Annotated in this window: 14 protein-coding genes; 10 read left to right on the top strand and 4 right to left on the bottom strand. The window is 68.4% G+C overall.

The features are described 5' to 3' along the window. Positions 1–10 precede the first annotated feature (10 nt). The 4 genes from mmsB to ACWPN3_RS13965 all read right to left on the bottom strand — a co-directional run bounded on the left by mmsB (position 11) and on the right by ACWPN3_RS13965 (position 5120). Positions 11–1210 carry a multiple monosaccharide ABC transporter permease gene (gene mmsB, locus ACWPN3_RS13980; RefSeq protein WP_492239504.1) on the bottom strand — a complete coding sequence of 400 codons (1200 nt, stop codon included), beginning with the start codon at positions 1208–1210 and terminating at the stop codon, positions 11–13. After that, positions 1207–2787: a multiple monosaccharide ABC transporter ATP-binding protein gene (gene mmsA, locus ACWPN3_RS13975; RefSeq protein ID WP_492239505.1), complete on the bottom strand. Its 1581-nt coding sequence runs from the start codon at positions 2785–2787 to the stop codon at positions 1207–1209. Before mmsA ends, mmsB begins: the two co-directional genes overlap by 4 nt. Positions 2788–2870: 83 nt before the next feature. After that, positions 2871–3962, bottom strand: a complete 1092-nt coding sequence (gene chvE / locus ACWPN3_RS13970) for a multiple monosaccharide ABC transporter substrate-binding protein (RefSeq protein ID WP_109446570.1) — start codon at positions 3960–3962, stop codon at positions 2871–2873. Between the two features lie 165 nt (positions 3963–4127). After that, positions 4128–5120 (bottom strand): LysR family transcriptional regulator, encoded by a 993-nt coding sequence (locus ACWPN3_RS13965; protein WP_492239506.1) that lies wholly within the window; start codon positions 5118–5120, stop codon positions 4128–4130. 212 nt (positions 5121–5332) lie between these two features. On the opposite strand from ACWPN3_RS13965, the gene ACWPN3_RS13960 reads away from it, so the two are divergent. The 10 genes from ACWPN3_RS13960 to ACWPN3_RS13915 all read left to right on the top strand — a co-directional run bounded on the left by ACWPN3_RS13960 (position 5333) and on the right by ACWPN3_RS13915 (position 18061). Beyond that, complete coding sequence (locus ACWPN3_RS13960; RefSeq protein WP_492239507.1) at positions 5333–6217, top strand: SMP-30/gluconolactonase/LRE family protein; 885 nt, start codon at positions 5333–5335, stop codon at positions 6215–6217. Between the two features lie 56 nt (positions 6218–6273). After that, entirely contained in the window at positions 6274–7200 is a 927-nt protein-coding gene (locus ACWPN3_RS13955) for a dihydrodipicolinate synthase family protein (protein ID WP_492239508.1), read from the top strand. 43 nt (positions 7201–7243) lie between these two features. Next, positions 7244–8824, top strand: coding sequence for an aldehyde dehydrogenase (NADP(+)) (locus ACWPN3_RS13950; RefSeq protein WP_492239509.1), 1581 nt, complete (start codon positions 7244–7246; stop codon positions 8822–8824). A gap of 224 nt (positions 8825–9048) precedes the next feature. Continuing rightward, positions 9049–10203, top strand: coding sequence for a porin (locus ACWPN3_RS13945; protein WP_492239510.1), 1155 nt, complete (start codon positions 9049–9051; stop codon positions 10201–10203). Positions 10204–10635: 432 nt separating this feature from the next. After that, the gene (gene ytfQ, locus ACWPN3_RS13940) at positions 10636–11604 is read left to right on the top strand and encodes a galactofuranose ABC transporter, galactofuranose-binding protein YtfQ (protein ID WP_109445741.1); all 969 of its coding nucleotides are present in this window, start codon (positions 10636–10638) and stop codon (positions 11602–11604) included. Between the two features lie 187 nt (positions 11605–11791). After that, complete coding sequence (locus tag ACWPN3_RS13935) at positions 11792–13243, top strand: sugar ABC transporter ATP-binding protein (protein ID WP_492261490.1); 1452 nt, start codon at positions 11792–11794, stop codon at positions 13241–13243. Beyond that, positions 13240–14283: an ABC transporter permease gene (locus ACWPN3_RS13930; protein WP_492239512.1), complete on the top strand. Its 1044-nt coding sequence runs from the start codon at positions 13240–13242 to the stop codon at positions 14281–14283. Before ACWPN3_RS13935 ends, ACWPN3_RS13930 begins: the two co-directional genes overlap by 4 nt. After that, a complete protein-coding gene (gene yjfF / locus ACWPN3_RS13925) occupies positions 14280–15266 on the top strand; it encodes a galactofuranose ABC transporter, permease protein YjfF (RefSeq protein WP_492261489.1) in 987 nt (328 codons plus the stop codon). The genes ACWPN3_RS13930 and yjfF overlap by 4 nt, the downstream gene beginning before the upstream one ends. Then, complete coding sequence (locus ACWPN3_RS13920) at positions 15266–16309, top strand: aldose epimerase family protein (RefSeq protein ID WP_109445749.1); 1044 nt, start codon at positions 15266–15268, stop codon at positions 16307–16309. The genes yjfF and ACWPN3_RS13920 overlap by 1 nt, the downstream gene beginning before the upstream one ends. A 108-nt stretch (positions 16310–16417) precedes the next feature. After that, positions 16418–18061, top strand: coding sequence for a phospholipase D-like domain-containing protein (locus ACWPN3_RS13915; protein WP_492239514.1), 1644 nt, complete (start codon positions 16418–16420; stop codon positions 18059–18061). Positions 18062–18134 lie beyond the last annotated feature (73 nt).

Raw genomic sequence — 18134 nt, 5'->3', positions numbered from 1 at the left:
AAGACCGCCGTCAGGCCTTGCCCTTGTTGTAGACGTCGAAGCAGACGGCGGCGAGCAGCACCAGACCCTTGATCACCTGCTGCCAGTCGATGCCGATGCCGACGATCGACATGCCGTTGTTCATCACGCCCATGATGAAGGCGCCGATCACCGCACCCGTCACCCGGCCGACGCCGCCCGAGGCCGAGGCGCCGCCGATGAAGCAGGCGGCGATCACGTCCAGTTCGAAGGACACGCCGGCCTTCGGCGTCGCGGTGTTGAGGCGGGCGGCGAAGATCAGCCCGGCGAGTGCGGCAAGCACGCCCATGTTGACGAAGGTGTAGAAGGACAGGCGGCGGGTGTCGATGCCCGACAGCTTGGCGGCCTTCTCGTTGCCGCCCAGCGCGTAGATGCGCCGGCCGATGGTGGTGTCGCGGGTGACGAAGGCATAGATGCCGATCAGCAGCGCCATGATGATCAGGACGTTCGGCAGGCCCTTGTAGGTCGACAGCAGCCAGCCGACATAGGCGACCACCGCGAACAGCCCGGCGCTCTTCAGCAGGAACAGGATCAGCGGTTCCTGTTCGATGGCGAAGCGGTGGCGGCGCAGGCGGGCGGCGACGCTGAAGGCGATCAGGATCGCCGGGGTGGCGAGGCACAGCACCATCGTGGTGGTGTGGAAGCCCTCGGTGCCGAAGATGTCCGGGATGAAGCCGGAGCTGAGGCGCTGGAACTCCACCGGGAAGGGGCCGACCGACTGGCCGGCCAGCAGCGCGAGGCTGAGGCCGCGGAACACCAGCATGCCGGCCAGCGTCACGATGAAGGACGGGATGCGGAAGTACGCGACCCAATAGCCCTGGGCGGCGCCGATGGCCGCACCGGCCAACAGGCTGACGATGGCGGTGGGGATGAAGTGCCAGTGGAACTGCACCATCAGGATGGCGGCCAGCGCGCCGATGAAGCCGACGATGGAGCCCACCGACAAATCGATGTGCCCGGCGACGATCACCAGCAGCATGCCCAGCGCCATGATGACGATGTAGCTGTTCTGCAGGACGAGGTTGGTCAGGTTCAGCGGCTGCAGCAGCGTGCCGTTGGTCATGTACTGGAAGAACGCCACGATCGCCAGCAGCGAGATCAGCATGCCGTAATCGCGCATGTGGCTCTTCAGGAACTTGGCCATCGAGGCCTGGCGCGGCGGCGCTGCCGGCAGGTTCAGTTCGGCGCTCATTGCAGGGACTCCCGGGCGGCAGCGGCGACGGCGGCGCGGGCTGCCGTGGCTTTCGAGGCGGACGACATGATGGCGTGCATGATCTTTTCCTGGCTGGCCTCGGCCGCCGGCATCTCGGCGACCAGGGCGCCTTCGTTCATCACATAGATGCGGTCGGCGACACCCAGAAGCTCCGGCAGTTCGGACGAGATCAGGATGACACCGCGGCCCTCGGCCACCAGCTGGTTGACGATGGTGTAGATTTCATATTTGGCGCCGACGTCGATTCCGCGGGTCGGCTCGTCCAGGATCAGCACCTTGGGGTCGGCGAACAGCCATTTGCTGAGCACGACCTTCTGCTGGTTGCCGCCGGACAGATTGACCGTCTGCTGGAACACGTCCGAACAGCGGATGCGCAGGCGGCGGCGGAAGTCGTTGGCGACCTCGATCTCGCGCTCGTGGTGGATGACGCCGCGCTTGGCGACACCGTCCAGATTGGCCAGCGTCACGTTGTGGCGGATGTCGTTGTCGAGCACGAGGCCGTAATGCTTGCGGTCCTCGGTGGCATAGGCCAGCCCGTTGCCCATCGCTTTGCTGATCGTCGAAACGTCGATCTCGCGCCCGTCGAGGAAGGCCTGCCCCCGGATGTTGCGGCCGTAGGAGCGGCCGAACAGGCTCATGGCGAATTCGGTGCGGCCGGCGCCCATCAGGCCGGCGATGCCCACCACCTCGCCGCGGCGCACATGCAGGTCGATGTCCTTGACCACGCGGCGGCCGGCATGGATGGGGTGGTCGGCGCTCCAGTCCTTCACCTCGAACAGGATGCCGCCCGGATTGCTGGTGCGGCGCGGATAGCGGTCGGCGAGGTCGCGGCCGACCATGCCCTTGATGATGCGGTCCTGGCTGATCGGTGCGTCGTGGCAGTCCAGCGTCTCCACCGTGGTGCCGTCGCGCAGGATGGTGACGCGGTCGGCGACCTTGGCGATCTCGTTCAGCTTGTGCGAGATCAGGATGGAGGAGATGCCCTGCTCCTTGAAGCGCAGCAGCAGCTCCAAAAGCGCGTCGCTGTCGCTCTCGTTCAGGCTGGCGGTCGGCTCGTCGAGGATCAACAGCTTGACCTGCTTGGACAACGCCTTGGCGATCTCGACCAGCTGCTGCTTGCCGACGCCGATGTCGGTGATCAGCGTCTCCGGCGAATCGGTCAGCCCGACCATGCGCAGCAGTTCGCGCGCGCGGGCGGTGGCGGCGACCCAGTCGATGCGGCCGCGTTTCGCCTGTTCGTTGCCGAGAAACAAGTTCTCGGTGATCGACAGCAGCGGAACCAGCGCCAGTTCCTGGTGGATGATGATGATGCCCAGCTTCTCGCTGTCGGCGATGCCGCGAAAGGCGACGGGCTGGCCGCCGAAACGGATTTCGCCCTCGTAGGTGCCGTGCGGATAGACGCCGCTCAGCACCTTCATCAGCGTCGATTTTCCGGCGCCGTTTTCGCCGATCAGCGCGTGGATCTCCCCCTCGCGGACCGAGAGGTTGACGTTGTCGAGCGCCTTGACACCCGGAAACGTCTTGGTGATGCCGCGCATCTCAAGAATGCTGTCCATGTATGAACCTCTGAACGCCCGATCCGCTGTTGGGCGGAGCGCGGGGGAGGGCGCCGGTCGGCACCCCCTCCCGCGCCGCTCACTCACTTGATCTGCGATTCCTTGTAGTAGCCGCCGTCGACCAGGACCTGCTTCCAGTTGGTGGCGTCGACGCTGACCGGCTTCAGCAGATAGGAGGGAACCACCTTCTTGCCGTTGTCGTAGGTCTTGGTGTCGTTGACCTGCGGGGTGCGGCCGGCCAGCAGGTCGTCGACCATGCCGACCGTGACCTTCGCCAACTCGCGGGTGTCCTTGAAGACGGTGGAGCGCTGCTCGCCCGCCAGGATCGACTTGACCGACTGCACCTCGGCGTCCTGCCCGGTGACGACCGGCATCGGCTGCGAGGCGGAGCCGTAGCCGACTCCCTTCAGCGACGAGATGATGCCGATGCTCAGCCCGTCATAGGGCGACAGCACCGCGTCGACCCGCTTGTTGCCGTAATAGGCGCTCAGCAGGTTGTCCATGCGGGCCTGGGCGACGGCACCGTCCCAGCGCAGGGTCGACACCTTATCCATGCCGACTTGGCCGCTGCCGACCTTCAGCTTGCCGCTGTCGATGTAGGGCTGCAGCACCGACATGGCGCCGTTGTAGAAGAAGTAGGCGTTGTTGTCGTCGGGCGAGCCGCCGAACAGCTCGATGTTGAACGGACCCTTGCCGTCCTTCAGCCCGAGAGCCTTCTCGATGTAGGAGGCCTGGAGGACGCCGACCTGGAAGTTGTCGAAGGTGGCGTAGTAATCGACGTTGGCCGAGCCGCGGATCAGGCGGTCGTAGGCGATGACCTTCACGCCGCGCTCGGCGGCCTTCTGCAGCACGTCGGTCAGCGTCGTCCCGTCGATGGCGGCGATCACCAGAACCTTGTCGTTCTTGGTGACCATGTTCTCGATCTGGGCGAGCTGGTTGGGGATGTCGTCCTCTGCATATTGCAGGTCGGTCTTGTATCCCTTTTCCTGGAAATACTTGACCATGTTGTTGCCGTCGTCGATCCAGCGCGCCGACGACTTGGTCGGCATGGCGATGCCGACGGTCGGCTTGTCCTGGGCCATGGCCGGGACGGCGGCGGCACCGGCGACGACGATCAGGCCGACGGCGAGGCCGGCCAGTTTGGAGCTGAAGGAAGTGCGCTTGGCGGACGACATGGACCGGAATCCTCCCCGTTACTACGGCACGCGATACGCCGCCCCCGCGTTCTGTGGCGCGGATGGCGTGGGACGCGATGGTTGGTGTCCCTAGCAATCCTCCCTTTTCCCATAACTGTCAAATATGATTATTCGGCAAATCGATATGCATTTCGGTATCGTTCGTCACCGTGCCGCAGCGGTGGCGGCGGGGCTGGCGGCGACGAGGCGCATCTTGAGTTCAGACGCCGCGCGGACGGCCGACAGCACGGTGCGGGCGCCCGGTGACAGCGGCCGGTCCTTCAGCCAGAAGATGCCGTAGGGCTCGACGCTGAACCGCTTGTGGAAGGGCATGATGGCGCAGCAGCCGCTGGGCGAGAACACCTGGGCCAGCGCGCGGGCGAAGACGGTGATCGACTCGGTTTCCGCCACCATAGCCATCGAGATGACCGGAGAGGCGCTTTCGATCACCTTGTGCGGCAGCCGGGCGCCCTCGGCGCGGAACAGCGCCTCCACCCGGTCGCGCAGCAGGGTGCCGACGGGCTGGAGGATCCAGGTGGCGTCGGACAAATCCGCCGCGGTCAGCGGACGGCCGAGCCGGAGCAGCGGGTTGCTGTCATGGCAGATGAAGCACAGCTCCTCGCTGCTGATCTCCTGATACTCGAAGGCGGTCGGGTCGTAATGGCCGGGCAGGCGGCCGATGGCGAAATCCATCACCCCCTGGTGGACCCGGTCGGCCAGCACGTCGCTGGTCTCCACCGCCACGGCGACCTTCAGGTTGGGATGGTCGCGGGTCAGGCTGCTGATGACCGGCACCACCAGCTCCACCGCCGGGGCCATGACGGTGCCGATGGACACCCGGCCGCTGTGGCCGGCGAGCAGGGCGTTCAGCTCCTCGCCCGTCTCCTGCAATTCGCTGAGGATCATCCGGGCGTGGCGGATCATGAGGCTGCCGTACCAGTTCGGCTCGATCCCGCGGCCATGGCGGTCGAACAGCTCGATGCCCAGCGTCTCCTCCAGGTCGCCCAGCAGCTTGGAGGCGGCGGGCTGCGACATGTTCAGGCTGGCGGCGGCGCGGTGCAGGTTGCGGTGTTCGTCGAGCGCCGCGAACAGCTGGAGATGGCGCAGCTTCAGACGCGCCTTCTGGAACCAGTTCGGCGGAAAACGTTGCGGGGTCACGGGGGTGCGGCCTCCGATGGGGCGGCGGCGACTTGATAGCAGACGTCGGGATACGACATTTGGTATCGCAAGCGCCGATCTTCGTATTGGACGATTATCAAGAGGCCTCTTATCGTTTGCGCCGTCAACAAATTTAAAAATTCACCGGTGACGGCGATTTGCCGGGGGCGAACTCCGGGGCGAAAGAGCGAAGCGAGGGGGAGTTAAGCGGGATGGCGCAGGAAGCGCGTTGCGTCTGGCAGGCCCGGGCTGTGCTTGGGGAAGGTCCGCTCTGGTCCCCGCGGCAGGATGCCGTCTATTTCGTCGATATCCGCGGATCCCGCATCCTGCGCCACGGCCTGTCGGACGGCTCGCAGGCAGGATGGGATCTGGATGACGCCGCCTGCTGGCTGGTGGAGAGCGCCGACGGCGACGGCTTCGTCGCGGGCTTGCGCTCGCGCCGGGTGGTCCGGCTGCGGTTGGAGCCGGGCGAGGCGGCGGTCGTCGGCGAGGAGATCGCCCGGATCGAGCCGGACAAGCCGGGCAACCGCCTGAATGACGGCAAGGCCGACCGCGACGGCCGGCTGTGGATCGGCAGCATGGACGATGCGGAGGAGGTGCCGGCCGGCAGCTTCTACCGCATCGACCCCGATGGCGCGGTCACGCCGGTCGACGAGGGCTACACCGTCGCCAACGGGCCGGCGCTGGCGCCGGACGGGCGGACGGTCTACCACACCGACAGCGCGGCGCGGACGGTCTACGCCTTCGACATCGGCGCCGACGGCAGCCTGTCGGGCAAGCGCGTCCACATCCGCTTCACCGAGGCCGACGGCTATCCCGACGGCATGACCTGCGACGCCGGGGGCGGGCTGTGGGTCTGCCATTGGGACGGCGGGCGCATCAGCCGCTTCCGTCCCGACGGCACGCTCGACCGCGCCATCGCCCTGCCGGTCTCGCGCGTCACCTCCTGCGTCTTCGCCGGTCCGGATCTGGACCGGCTGTTCATCACCACCGCGGCGCACGGCCGGCCGGACGAGCCGCTGGCCGGTGCGCTGTTCGAGTGCGACCCCGGCGTCCGCGGCCTGCCGCCCGGACGGTTCGGGCCTCCGTCGCCCTGAGTCCCGACCGCCGAGTGCTGTCTGCCGATTTGATTTCGAGGAAGGATTTTCCCGCCATGCCGTCCAGCGCCCGCCCCTATCGCGGCGTCTTCCCCGTCGTCCCCACCATCTTCACCGAAGCGGGGGAACTGGACCTCGACGGCCAGAAGCGCTGCGTCGATTTCATGATCGACGCCGGCTCCACCGGCCTGTGCATCCTCGCCAACTTCTCCGAACAGTTCGTGCTGACCGACGACGAGCGCACACTGCTGATGGAGACCATCCTCGCCCATGTCGCCGACCGGGTTCCGGTGATCGTCACCACCACCCATTTCAGCACCCGCGCCTGCGCCGACCGCAGCCGCCGCGCCCAGGATCTGGGGGCCGCGATGGTGATGGTGATGCCGCCCTACCACGGCGCCACCATCCGCGTGCCGGAAGCCGGCATCGTCGAGTTCTTCAGCCGCGTGTCGGACGCCATCGACATCCCGATCATGATCCAGGACGCGCCGGTCAGCGGCACCCCGCTGTCCGCCCCGCTGCTGGCGCGGATGGCGCGGGAGATTGCCAACGTCTCCTACTTCAAGATCGAGGTGCCGCAGGCGGCGGCCAAGCTGCGCACCCTGATCGAGTTGGGCGGCGACGCCATCGAAGGGCCGTGGGACGGCGAGGAGGCGATCACCCTGCTGGCCGACCTCGACGCCGGGGCGACCGGCGCGATGACCGGCGGCGCCTATCCCGACGGCATCCGCCAGATCGTCGATCCCTATCTGGCGGGCGACCGCGAGGCGGCGGTGGCGGCCTATGGGCGGTGGCTGCCGCTGATCAACCACGAGAACCGCCAGTGCGGCATCGCCACCGCCAAGATCCTGATGAAGGAGGGCGGCATCGTCGCGTCCGACGCCATGCGCCACCCGACGGCCAACCCGCACCCGATGAGCCGCGACGGCCTGCTGGACGCCGCGAAGCGTCTCGATCCGCTCGTTCTGCGCTGGGCGCGCTGAGCGGCATCCGGGCAAGCAGTTTCGGGCAAGGAGACCCCATAAGATGACCATCACCGGCGAGATGCTGATCGGCGCCACGGCGCACCGCGGCGGCCAGGGCGGGTTCAGCGCCGTCGACCCCGCCACCGGCGAGGCGCTGGAGCCCGCCTTCGGCGGCGGCGGCGTGGCGGATGTGGAGCGCGCCTGCGCGCTGGCCTGGGCCGCCTTCGACGCCTTCCGCGAGACCGGGCTGGAGCAGCGTGCCGCCTTCCTCGAAACAGTCGCCCAGAACATCCTCGACATCGGCGACGAGCTGATCACCCGCGCCATGGCCGAGACCGGCCTGCCGCGCGCCCGGCTGGAGGGCGAGCGCGGCCGCACCGTCGGCCAGCTCCGCCTGTTCGCCCAGGTCGTGCGCGAAGGAAGCTGGATCGAGGCCCGGATCGACCCGGCCCTGCCGGCGCGCACGCCGCTGCCGCGCGCCGACATCCGCCAGCGCCACATCGCGTTGGGGCCAGTCGCGGTGTTCGGTGCGTCGAACTTCCCGCTCGCCTTTTCGGTGGCCGGCGGCGACACCGCGTCCGCCTTTGCCGCCGGCTGCCCGGTGGTGGTCAAGGGCCACGGCGCCCATCCCGGCACCTCGGAACTGGTCGGCCGCGCCGTCCAGGCGGCGGTTGCCTCCTGCGGCCTGCCCGAAGGCGTCTTCTCCCTGCTGTTCGGCACCGGCAACGAGATCGGCACGGCGCTGGTCGCCGATCCGCGCATCAAGGCGGTCGGCTTCACCGGCTCGCGTGGCGGCGGGCTGGCGCTGATGGGGGTGGCGGCCAGGCGGCCGGAACCGATCCCGGTCTATGCCGAGATGAGCAGCATCAACCCGGTCTTCCTGATGCCGGCGGCGCTGGCCTCGCGCGCCGAGGCGCTGGGCAAGGCGTTCGTCGCCTCGCTGACCATGGGGGCCGGGCAGTTCTGCACCAACCCCGGCATCCTGCTGGCGGTGGACGGGCCGGACCTCGACCGCTTCGTCGATGTTGCGGTGGAGGCCATCGGCGGCAGCGCCGCCTCGACCATGCTGACGCCGGGCATCCATGCCGCCTTCGACAGCGGCGTCGCCAAGCTGGCCGGCAGCGGCGAGGTGGAGACTCTGGCCCGCGGTCTGGCGTGCAGCGGGCCGAACCAGGCACAGGCGGCCTTCTTCACCACGACGGCGGAGGCCTTCCTGGCCGACACGGCGTTGCAGGAGGAGGTGTTCGGCGCCGCCTCGCTGCTGATCCGCTGCGCGGACGTGGCGGCGATGACGGCGGTGGCGGAAAGGCTGGAAGGGCAGTTGACGGCGACCTTGCAGATGGATGGGGCGGACAAGGCGGCGGTGGCCGGTCTGATCCCGACGCTGGAGCGCAAGGCCGGCCGCATCCTGGCGAACGGCTGGCCGACCGGGGTGGAGGTCTGCCACGCGATGGTGCATGGCGGCCCGTTCCCGGCGACCTCGGACCCGCGCAGCACCTCGGTCGGCACGCTGGCGATCCGCCGCTTCCTGCGCCCGGTCTGCTACCAGGACATCCCGGCAGAGCTGCTGCCGGAGGCTTTGCGCGACGGCAACCCGCTTGGGCTGTGGCGGCGCATCGACGGGACTTTGGGACAGGAGTGACCGCCGGTCCGAGATGACCAGGGCCAGGACCAGGGCCGGGACCGACCGGCACCAGCAACCCGCAACGGCTGCGTCAGAGGGAGCGCTGACGCGGAGGACACCGTCGGATCCGGCCCCGCGCCGGGCCTGACGGTCGGGCAGGGCGTGCGTCTGACGCATCGCCGAAGTATCGCTCCCACCCAGTGCATCGAAGCAAAAACAAACCGCATTTAGAGGAAACGCAAATGGTGAGATCAGCTCTGCTGCTTGGCGCAGCCACCCTTTCGCTCGCCTGCGTCATGGCGACCGGCTCGGCTTCCGCTCAATCGAAGTTCGACATCATGCTGGGCGGCGACGCCTATTTCGAGGGCGGTTACGTCAACCAGGATCGCGACAGCGGCCAGCGCAACACCGAGTTCCGCAACCGCCTGCGCCTGCTGGTGACGCCGAAGGCCAAGGCCGACAACGGGCTGGAATATGGCGCCCGCATCCGCCTGCTGGCGGAGAACGGCACCAACAACGCCCGCACCGTCACCAACGACCGCGCCTTCATCTTCGTCAACGGCGGCTTCGGCGTCCTGCATCTGGGCGTCGAGAACGGCCCGTCCGACGACAGCGGCATCATCGCCCCGTCCGACTGGGGCACCGGCGGCGTCGACGGCTCCTTCCCGTCCTGGCTCGGCAACAGCGCGGCCAACGCGCCGGTCACCATCGGCAACATCCGCGCGCTGATCTCCGGCAACAGCGCCACCCGCGCCACCTACTGGACCCCGGAGATCGCCGGCTTCAAGCTCGGCGCCTCCTACCAGCCGGCGTCGGACAGCAGCAACACCGACGTCAACCGCTCCAAGCTGGCGCTCGCCTCGGCCAACCGCACCGGTGCCTATCGCGACGTCTATGAAGTGGGCGGCACCTACACCAACACGCTGGGCGGCGTCGCGGTCAACGGCAGCCTGTTCTATCTCGGCGGCGAGGCCAAGAACTCCACCACCACCCCGGCGCAGCAGTTCGACAAGCTGTCCTCCACCCATGCCGGCCTGACGCTGGCCTATGCCGGCTTCAAGATCGGCGGCAGCTATGCCTGGTCGGGCGACAGCGGCTATGCCAAATCCAGCGCTGCCATCGTCAGCCGCGAGAAGCAGGATGTCTGGACCGCCGGCGCGCAGTACACCTTCGGCCCCACCACGCTGGGCGTCGGCTACCTGAACGCCAAGGACGCCGGCGACCTGACGGTGCGCGGCCGCAGCAAGTTCGAGCTGTTCACCGTCGGCGCCAAATATGTCGTCGCTCCCGGCTTCAGCCTCGCGCCGGAATACAACCACTTCAAGCTCAGCTCCGACGTCGCCGCCAACAGCGACAAGGGCGACATCTTCATCATCCGGACCGATCTGGCCTTCTGACAGCCTGTCGTTCCGAAAAGGCCGACCGACGTCCCGGCCTTTCCGTCTCTTTCGTCTTCGCGCCGCCGCGGTGTTTCTCTCCATCCCGCCGCGGTGGTTGCGTCCCGGCGCGCTCTCCCTCGGGTGCGTCGGCCCCGGTCCAGACTGGAACGGGGTCATCTCACGGCCGGGCGGCACTCCGCTGCCCGGCCGTTTTTTTTGACCGGATTTCGAGCTGAAGCCTCTGCCGGACATATCCTTTTCGGCATCGCATCGGTTGAGAATCGTATTGGACAGTTATGGTTCTGAGTACTTAAAGTAGGCAAGACGAACAATTCCGGACCGGGCCGCGATCACGATCTTCCAGCGCCCCGTCCCGTCGCGTGCCTCTCGTCCCTTATCCATCGCGCACCGCAATAAAACCTCGCCATAAACACTCAGGGAGTGAATCGGATGTCCAGGAAATGGGTGATCTCCGCCGCCACCGCCGCTGCGGCCCTGTTCATCGGGCTCGGCGCCGTCCAGGCCGCCGACAAGAAGCTGGTGGTCGGCTTCTCGCAGATCGGTTCTGAGTCGGGCTGGCGCGCGGCCGAGACCAAGACCGCCAAGGCGGAGGCCGACAAGCGCGGCATCGACCTGAAGATCTCCGACGCCCAGCAGAAGCAGGAGAACCAGATCAAGGCGGTGCGCTCCTTCGTCGCCCAGGGCGTCGATGCGATCTTCATCGCGCCGGTGGTGGCGACCGGCTGGGATTCGGTGCTGAAGGAGGCCAAGGAGGCGAAGATCCCGGTGGTGCTGCTCGACCGCCAGATCGAGACCAAGGACCAGAGCCTGTACATGACCGCCGTCACCTCCGACACCGTGCATGAAGGCCGGGTGGCCGGCGAATGGCTGGCCAAGCAGACCGGCGGCAAGTGCGCGGTGGTCGAGCTGCAGGGCACCGTCGGCTCGTCGCCGGCCATCAACCGCAAGAAGGGCTTCGACGAGATCGTCGCCAAGAATCCCGGCATGAAGATCGTCCGCACCCAGTCCGGCGACTTCACCCGCGCCAAGGGCAAGGAGGTGATGGAGAGCTTCATCAAGGCCGAGAATGGCGGCAAGGGCATCTGCGCCGTCTATGCCCACAACGACGACATGGCCGTCGGCGCCATCCAGGCGATCAAGGAAGCCGGGCTGAAGCCGGGCAAGGACATTCTGGTCGTCTCCATCGACGGCGTGCCGGACATCTTCAAGGCGATGGCGGAAGGCGAGGCGAACGCCACGGTCGAGCTGACGCCGAACATGGCCGGCCCGGCCTATGACGCGCTGATTGCCTTCAAGAAGGACGGCAAGGCGCCGCCGAAGTGGATCCAGACCGAATCGGCCCTGTTCACCCCGGACACCGCCAAGGCCGAGTACGAGCGCCGCAAGGACGCCTACTGATTTGGTCTGACGTTCGGGGCCGCGGGGGCATCTCCCCGCGGCCCCACACATTTCGTTGTGCATCCGGCGAGGTCCGCCATGACGGCATCCACCGCTCCCCCTTCCGCTCCCCTGCTGGCGATCCGGGGCCTGTCGAAGGCGTTCCTCGGCGTGCAAGCGCTCGACGGCGTCGATTTCACCCTGCGCCATGGCGGAGATCCATGCCCTGCTGGGCGAGAACGGCGCCGGGAAATCGACGCTCATCAAGACGCTGACCGGCGTCTACCAGCGCGACAACGGCACCGTGGCGCTGGAGGGGCGGGAGATCGCACCCCGCGGGGTGGAGGAGGCGCAGCGCCTGCACATCGGCACCGTCTATCAGGAGGTCAATTTGCTGCCGAACCTGTCGGTGGCGGAAAACCTGTTCCTCGGCCGCCAGCCGATGCGCTGGGGGCTGGTCGACCGCGGCGCCATGCGGCGGCGGGCGCGGGCGGTGCTGCAACCCTATGGCCTGTCCGTCGACGTGACGGCGCCGCTCGGGCGCTTCTCGGTCGCGACGCAGCAGATCATCGCCATCGCCCGCGCGGTCGACATGTCGGCCAAGGTGCTGATCCTCGACGAGCCGACCGCCAGCCTGGATGCGCAGGAGGTGGCGGTGCTGTTCAAGGTGATGCGCACCCTGCGCTCGCGCGGGATCGGCATCGTCTTCGTCACCCATTTCCTCGACCAGGTCTATGAGGTCTGCGACAGCATCACCGTGCTGCGCAACGGCCGGCTGGTGGGCGAGCGGCGCACGGCCGACCTGCCGCGCCTCGACCTCGTCGCCATGATGCTGGGGCGGGAGCTGGAGGCGGTGGCCCACCGCATCGACCTCGGCCCGGCGGAGGTCGACAGCCGTCCGCCGCTGGCCAGCTTCAAGGGATTCGGCAAGGCGCGCAGCGTCGAGCCCTTCGACCTCGACATCCGCCCCGGCGAGGTGGTGGCGCTGGCGGGGTTGCTGGGCTCCGGCCGGACGGAGACGGTGCGGCTGGTCTTCGGCATGGACCGCGCCGACCGGGGCGAGGCGACGGTGGACGGGCAGGCGGTGCGGCTCAAGGGGCCGCGCGACGCCGTACGGCTCGGCTTCGGCTTCTGCCCGGAGGACCGCAAGAAGGAGGGCATCGTCGGCGAGCTGTCGGTGCGCGAGAACATCATCCTGGCGTTGCAGGCGCGGCAGGGCTGGCTGAAGCCGATCCCGCGCCGCCGTCAGGAGGAGATCGCCGACCGCTTCATCCGCCTGCTCGACATCCGCACGCCGGACGCCGAACGGCCGATCCAGCTGCTGTCAGGCGGCAACCAGCAGAAGGCGCTGCTGGCGCGCTGGCTGGCGACCGAGCCGCGGCTGCTGATCCTCGACGAGCCGACGCGCGGCATCGATGTCGGGGCGCATGCCGAGATCATCCGCCTGATCGAGCGGCTGTGCGCCGACGGCATGGCGCTGCTGGTCGTCTCGTCGGAGCTGGAGGAGATCGTCGCCTACAGCCGCCGCGTCGTCGTGCTGCGCGACCGCCGCCATGTGGCGGAACTGAGGGGAGGAGAGGTCAGCGTGGAGCGCATCGTCGCCGCCATCGCGTCGGAGACGCCGAATGTAGCCGGATCGGGTGCAGAGGTGCGGCAATGACGCTGTCCGCGCCCGGCCCGGCGCGCAACCTGCCGCAATATGGCGCGCTGATCGCCGTCCTGCTGGCCAACTGGCTGCTGTTTCCCGATTTCTTCGCCATCCGTCTCCAGGATGGCCGGCTGTTCGGCAGCCTGATCGACGTGCTGAACCGCGGCGCCCCGGTGGCGCTGCTCGCCATCGGCATGACCATGGTCATCGCCACCCGCGGCGTCGATCTGTCGGTCGGCGCGGTCATGGCGATCTCCGGCGCCATCGCCGCCACCATGACCGGGGCGGGCTGGAGCCTGCCGGCGGTGCTGGCGGCGTCGCTGGCCGCCGGCCTGCTGTGCGGGCTGTGGAACGGCGTGCTGGTGGCGGTCCTGCGCATCCAGCCGATCATCGCCACCCTGATCCTGATGGTCGCCGGCCGCGGCATCGCCCAGCTGGTGACGGAGGGGCAGATCGTCACCTTCACCAGCCCGGCGCTCGCCTTCATCGGCAGCGGGTCCTTCCTGACCGTGCCGATGCCGGTGGTGCTGACCATCGTCGTGCTGGCGGTGACGGCTCTGCTGGTGCGGGCGACCGCGCTGGGGCTGATGATCGAGGCGGTCGGCGTCAACCGGCTGTCCAGCGCCGGAGCCGGCGTCAACACGCCGGTGGTGCTGGTCGCCGTCTATGTCTGGTGCGGGCTGTGCGCGGCGGTGGCCGGGCTGATCGTCACCGCCGACATCCGCGGCGCCGACGCCAACAATGCCGGGCTGTGGCTGGAGCTGGACGCCATCCTGGCGGTGGTGGTCGGCGGCACCTCGCTGCTCGGCGGGCGCTTCGGGCTGGTGCTGTCGGTGGTGGGCGCGCTGATCATCCAGGCGATGAACACCGGCATCCTTCTGAGCGGCTTCAAGCCGGAATTCAACCTGATCGTCAAGGCGGGCGTCCTGCTGGTCGTCCTGCTGCTGCAATCGCCGACGCTGACCCTGTTCCTGCCGCGGCCCAAGGGCGCCCGGCCGATCGGAACGGTCAAGCCGCCGGTGGCGCCGACCAGCGGAGGGGCGAAACCATGACCGGTGCACTCCAGCGCTTTCTGCCGCTGATCGTCACCACCGCCGTGCTGGTGGTGGGTTTCCTGATCTGTGCGGCGCAGTTCCCCAACTTCGCCTCCTGGCGGGTGGTGGCCAACCTTCTGACCGACAACGCCTTTCTCGGCATCACCGCGGTCGGCATGACCTTCGTCATCCTGTCCGGCGGCATCGACCTGTCGGTGGGGGCGGTGATCGGCTTCACCACCGTGCTGCTGGCCGTGTTGATCGAGCATGGCGGCTGGCACCCGGTTCCCGCCTTCGCGGTGGCGCTGATCGCCGCCGGCGGCTTCGGGGCGGCGATGGGCGGGGTGATCCATGTCTTCCAGATGCCGCCCTTCATCGTCACGCTGGCCGGCATGTTCATCGCCCGCGGGCTGGGCTTCGTCCTGACCACCGACTCCGTGCCGATCAACCATCCGCTCTATGGCGAGTTGAACGACATGGCGCTGCGCTTCGACTTCGGGCTGAAGCTGAGCCTGCCGGCGCTGCTGATGCTGGGGGTGATGGTCGCGGCGGTGGTGCTGGCGCACTGGACGCGCTTCGGCGCCAACCTCTATGCCTTGGGCGGCAACCGGCAATCGGCGGAGCTGATGGGCGTGCCGGTGGCGCGGACGACGGTGGCGGTCTATGCCTTGTCCGGGCTGCTGGCCGGTCTGGCCGGGATCGTCTTCTCGCTCTACACCGGCGCCGGCTATTCGCTGGCGGCGACGGGGGTGGAGCTGGACACCATCACCGCGGTGGTGATCGGCGGCACGCAGCTGACCGGCGGCTACGGCTATGTCGTCGGCACCTTCGTCGGCGTGCTGATCCAGGGGCTGATCCAGACCTACATCACCTTCGACGGAACTTTGAGCAGCTGGTGGACCAAGATCGCCATCGGCGTGCTGCTGTTCGTCTTCATCCTGTTGCAGAAGGGTCTGCTGACGGTCTGGGCCGGCCGCGGCGGCGAACCGGCGGAGGCGTGATGCCCATCGAGAGTTTCCTGTTCGACACGGTGGATGGCCTGGGCGAGGGGCGGCCGGTGGAGGGCTTCACCCTCTCCGCCGGCGGGCTGGAGGCGACGGTGGTCGCCCATGGCGCCCGGCTGGTGCGGATGCTGGTGCCCGGCCGAGACGGAACACCTGCCGACGTGGTGCTGGGTTTCGACCGGGTGGCGGAGTATCTGGCGAGCGACGCCTATTTCGGCGCCACCTGCGGCCGTTACGGCAACCGCATCGGCGGCGCGGCCTTCACGCTGGACGGGGTGCGCTACGGTCTGGCCGTCAACGAGCCACCGAACCAGCTGCATGGCGGGCCGGACGGGTTCGACCGGCGGATCTGGCAGGCGGAGGCCGATGCGGCGGAGAACGCCGTCACCTTCACGCATGAGTCGCCCGATGGCGACCAGGGCTATCCGGGGACGCTGACGGCGACGACGCGCTACCGGCTGACCGACGACGGGGTGCTGGACATCCTCATGACGGCGACGACCGACCGGCCGACCATCGTCAACATCGTCCATCACAGCTACTGGAACCTTGCCGGCCACGCGTCGGGCGACCTGCGCGACCAGCGACTGACGGTGCAGGGCGGCTTCACCACGCCGGTCGGTGCCGACCTGATCCCGACCGGGGAGGTGCGGCCGGTGGACGGCACCCCCTTCGATCTGCGCGGCGGTGTCGCATTGGGCGAGGCGCTGGACGCCGTCGGCGGCTTCGGCTTCGACCACAACTGGTGCCTGGAGGGGCCGGCGGGGGAACTGCGGCCGGTGGCGCTGCTGGAGCATCCCGCCAGTGGCCGGCGGATGGAGCTGGCGACCGACCAGCCGGGTTTGCAGGTCTACACCGGCGGCTATCTCAGCGAGAAAATCGTCGGCAAGGGCGGGCAGCCCTATTGCCGCTTCGCCGGGCTGGCGCTGGAGAGCCAGCGCTTCCCCGGCAGCCCGAACATAGGCCATTTCCCTTCGGCCCGGCTCGATCCCGGCGAGACCTACCGCCATCGCATGCAGCTGCGATTCCGGGCGGGCTGAGCGCAGGGCGGGAACCGTCCCGAGGCTTCGCGGGTTCATCCAAGGCACGGCAGCGGCTCCGCTGCCGCCCCTGCGATGATGCCCACGACGCCGGAAGGAATGGTCGACATGGCCGCGATGCCTGACGCCGCCCGCCCAACTCCCAATCTCCAGTCCAGCCAGTCCAGCCAGCCCTGCGCCGATCCGATCCTGGTGCCCGGCCGGACCTGCTGGCGGATGGAGACGGCGGACCGCGTGGCGGTGATCATCGACGCCGCCGCCTATTTCGCCCGGATCAAGGCGGCCATCCTCAATGCTCGCCACACGGTGATGCTGATCGGCTGGGATTTCGACACCCGGATCAAGCTGGAGCCCGACGATCCGATGCCGGGCGTGCCGAACGAGCTGGGCGATTTCCTGAGCTGGATCGTCCGGGTGCGGCCGGAGCTGACCATCAACGTGCTGAAATGGGATCTGGCGGTCCTGAAGATGCCGTTCCGCGGCGGGACGCCACTGGTGCTGCTCGACTGGATCAGCAGCCGGCGCCTGCGCTTCCGCCTGGATTCCGCCCATCCGCCCGGCGCCTGCCACCACCAGAAGATCGCCATCATCGACGATGCGCTGGCCTTCTGCGGCGGCATCGACATGACCACCGACCGCTGGGACACGCCCGACCACAGCGATGGCGATCCCCGGCGGGTGCGGCCGAACGGCGAGGCCTATGGTCCCTTCCATGACGTGACCACCGCCGTCGATGGCGCTGCGGCGCGGGCGCTGGGGGAGTTGGCGAGGGAGCGCTGGCACCGGGCGACCGGCGAGCTGCTGACCCCGCCGCCGGCGGTCCCGGCCTTCTGGCCCGAGGATCTGGAACCCGACTTCCGCGATCTTCCGGTCGCCATCGCCCGCACCGATCCGATGGCGGACCATGAGGGGACGCAGAAGACCGGCAAGCGCGGCGTGCGCGAGATCGAGGCGCTGTATCTGGCCGCCATCGCCGCAGCGCGCGATTTCATCTATCTGGAAAGCCAGTATTTCGCCTCGCAGAAGATCGTCGGCGCCATCATCGACCGGCTGTCGGAGCCCGACGGGCCCGAGGTGGTGGTGATCAATCCTGAACGCACGCCGGCCTGGATCGAGGAGGAGTCGATGGGCAGCGCCCGCTCGCTGCTGCTCCAGCGGCTGCACGAGGCCGTCGCCAACCCGCGCTTCCGCATTCTGGCGCCGGTGACCGAGGGCGGCGAGGGCATCTATGTCCATGCCAAGGTGCTGGTGGTCGACGACCGGCTGCTGCGGGTGGGGTCGTCCAACATCAACAACCGGTCCCAGGGGCTGGACACCGAATGCGACCTCGCCATCGAGTGCGCGCCGGGCGAACGGCCGGAGGTCTGCCGCTCCATCCGCTCGGTCCGCACCCGCCTGATGGCGGAGCATCTCGGCGTCTCCGTCGAGGATGTGGAGCGCACGGAGGAGGCGACCGGATCGCTGACCGCCACCATCGACCGGCTGGTCCGCCCGGCCGGGCGTTCGCTCCGCCCGCTGGAGCCGCAACCGCTGACCGAGACGGAACGCAAGCTGGTGGAGGAGCGGCTGCTCGACCCCGACCGTCCGGAGCCGATGGCGACCACCATCCTGCGCGGGGCGACGGTGTTCGGCGACGTGAACCGGACGGCATGGCGCATCGGCGCCGGGGTGGCCGCGGCGGCGGCGCTGGGGGTCGGACTGGCCCTTCTGGCCCGCCGGAACGGGCGCCGAAAAAAAATGCATGGAGAGTGAATTCTCTGCTTGCGGGCCGCGATCCATCCCGCTACATAAGCGCTCCCCGCGGCGCCCAACGCGGTGCGGGGAA

Source organism: Azospirillum sp. UENF 111221, from assembly GCF_058780625.1.
The sequence above is the reverse complement of the archived record's forward strand: the minus strand, read 5'-3'. Positions and strand labels throughout refer to the sequence as shown.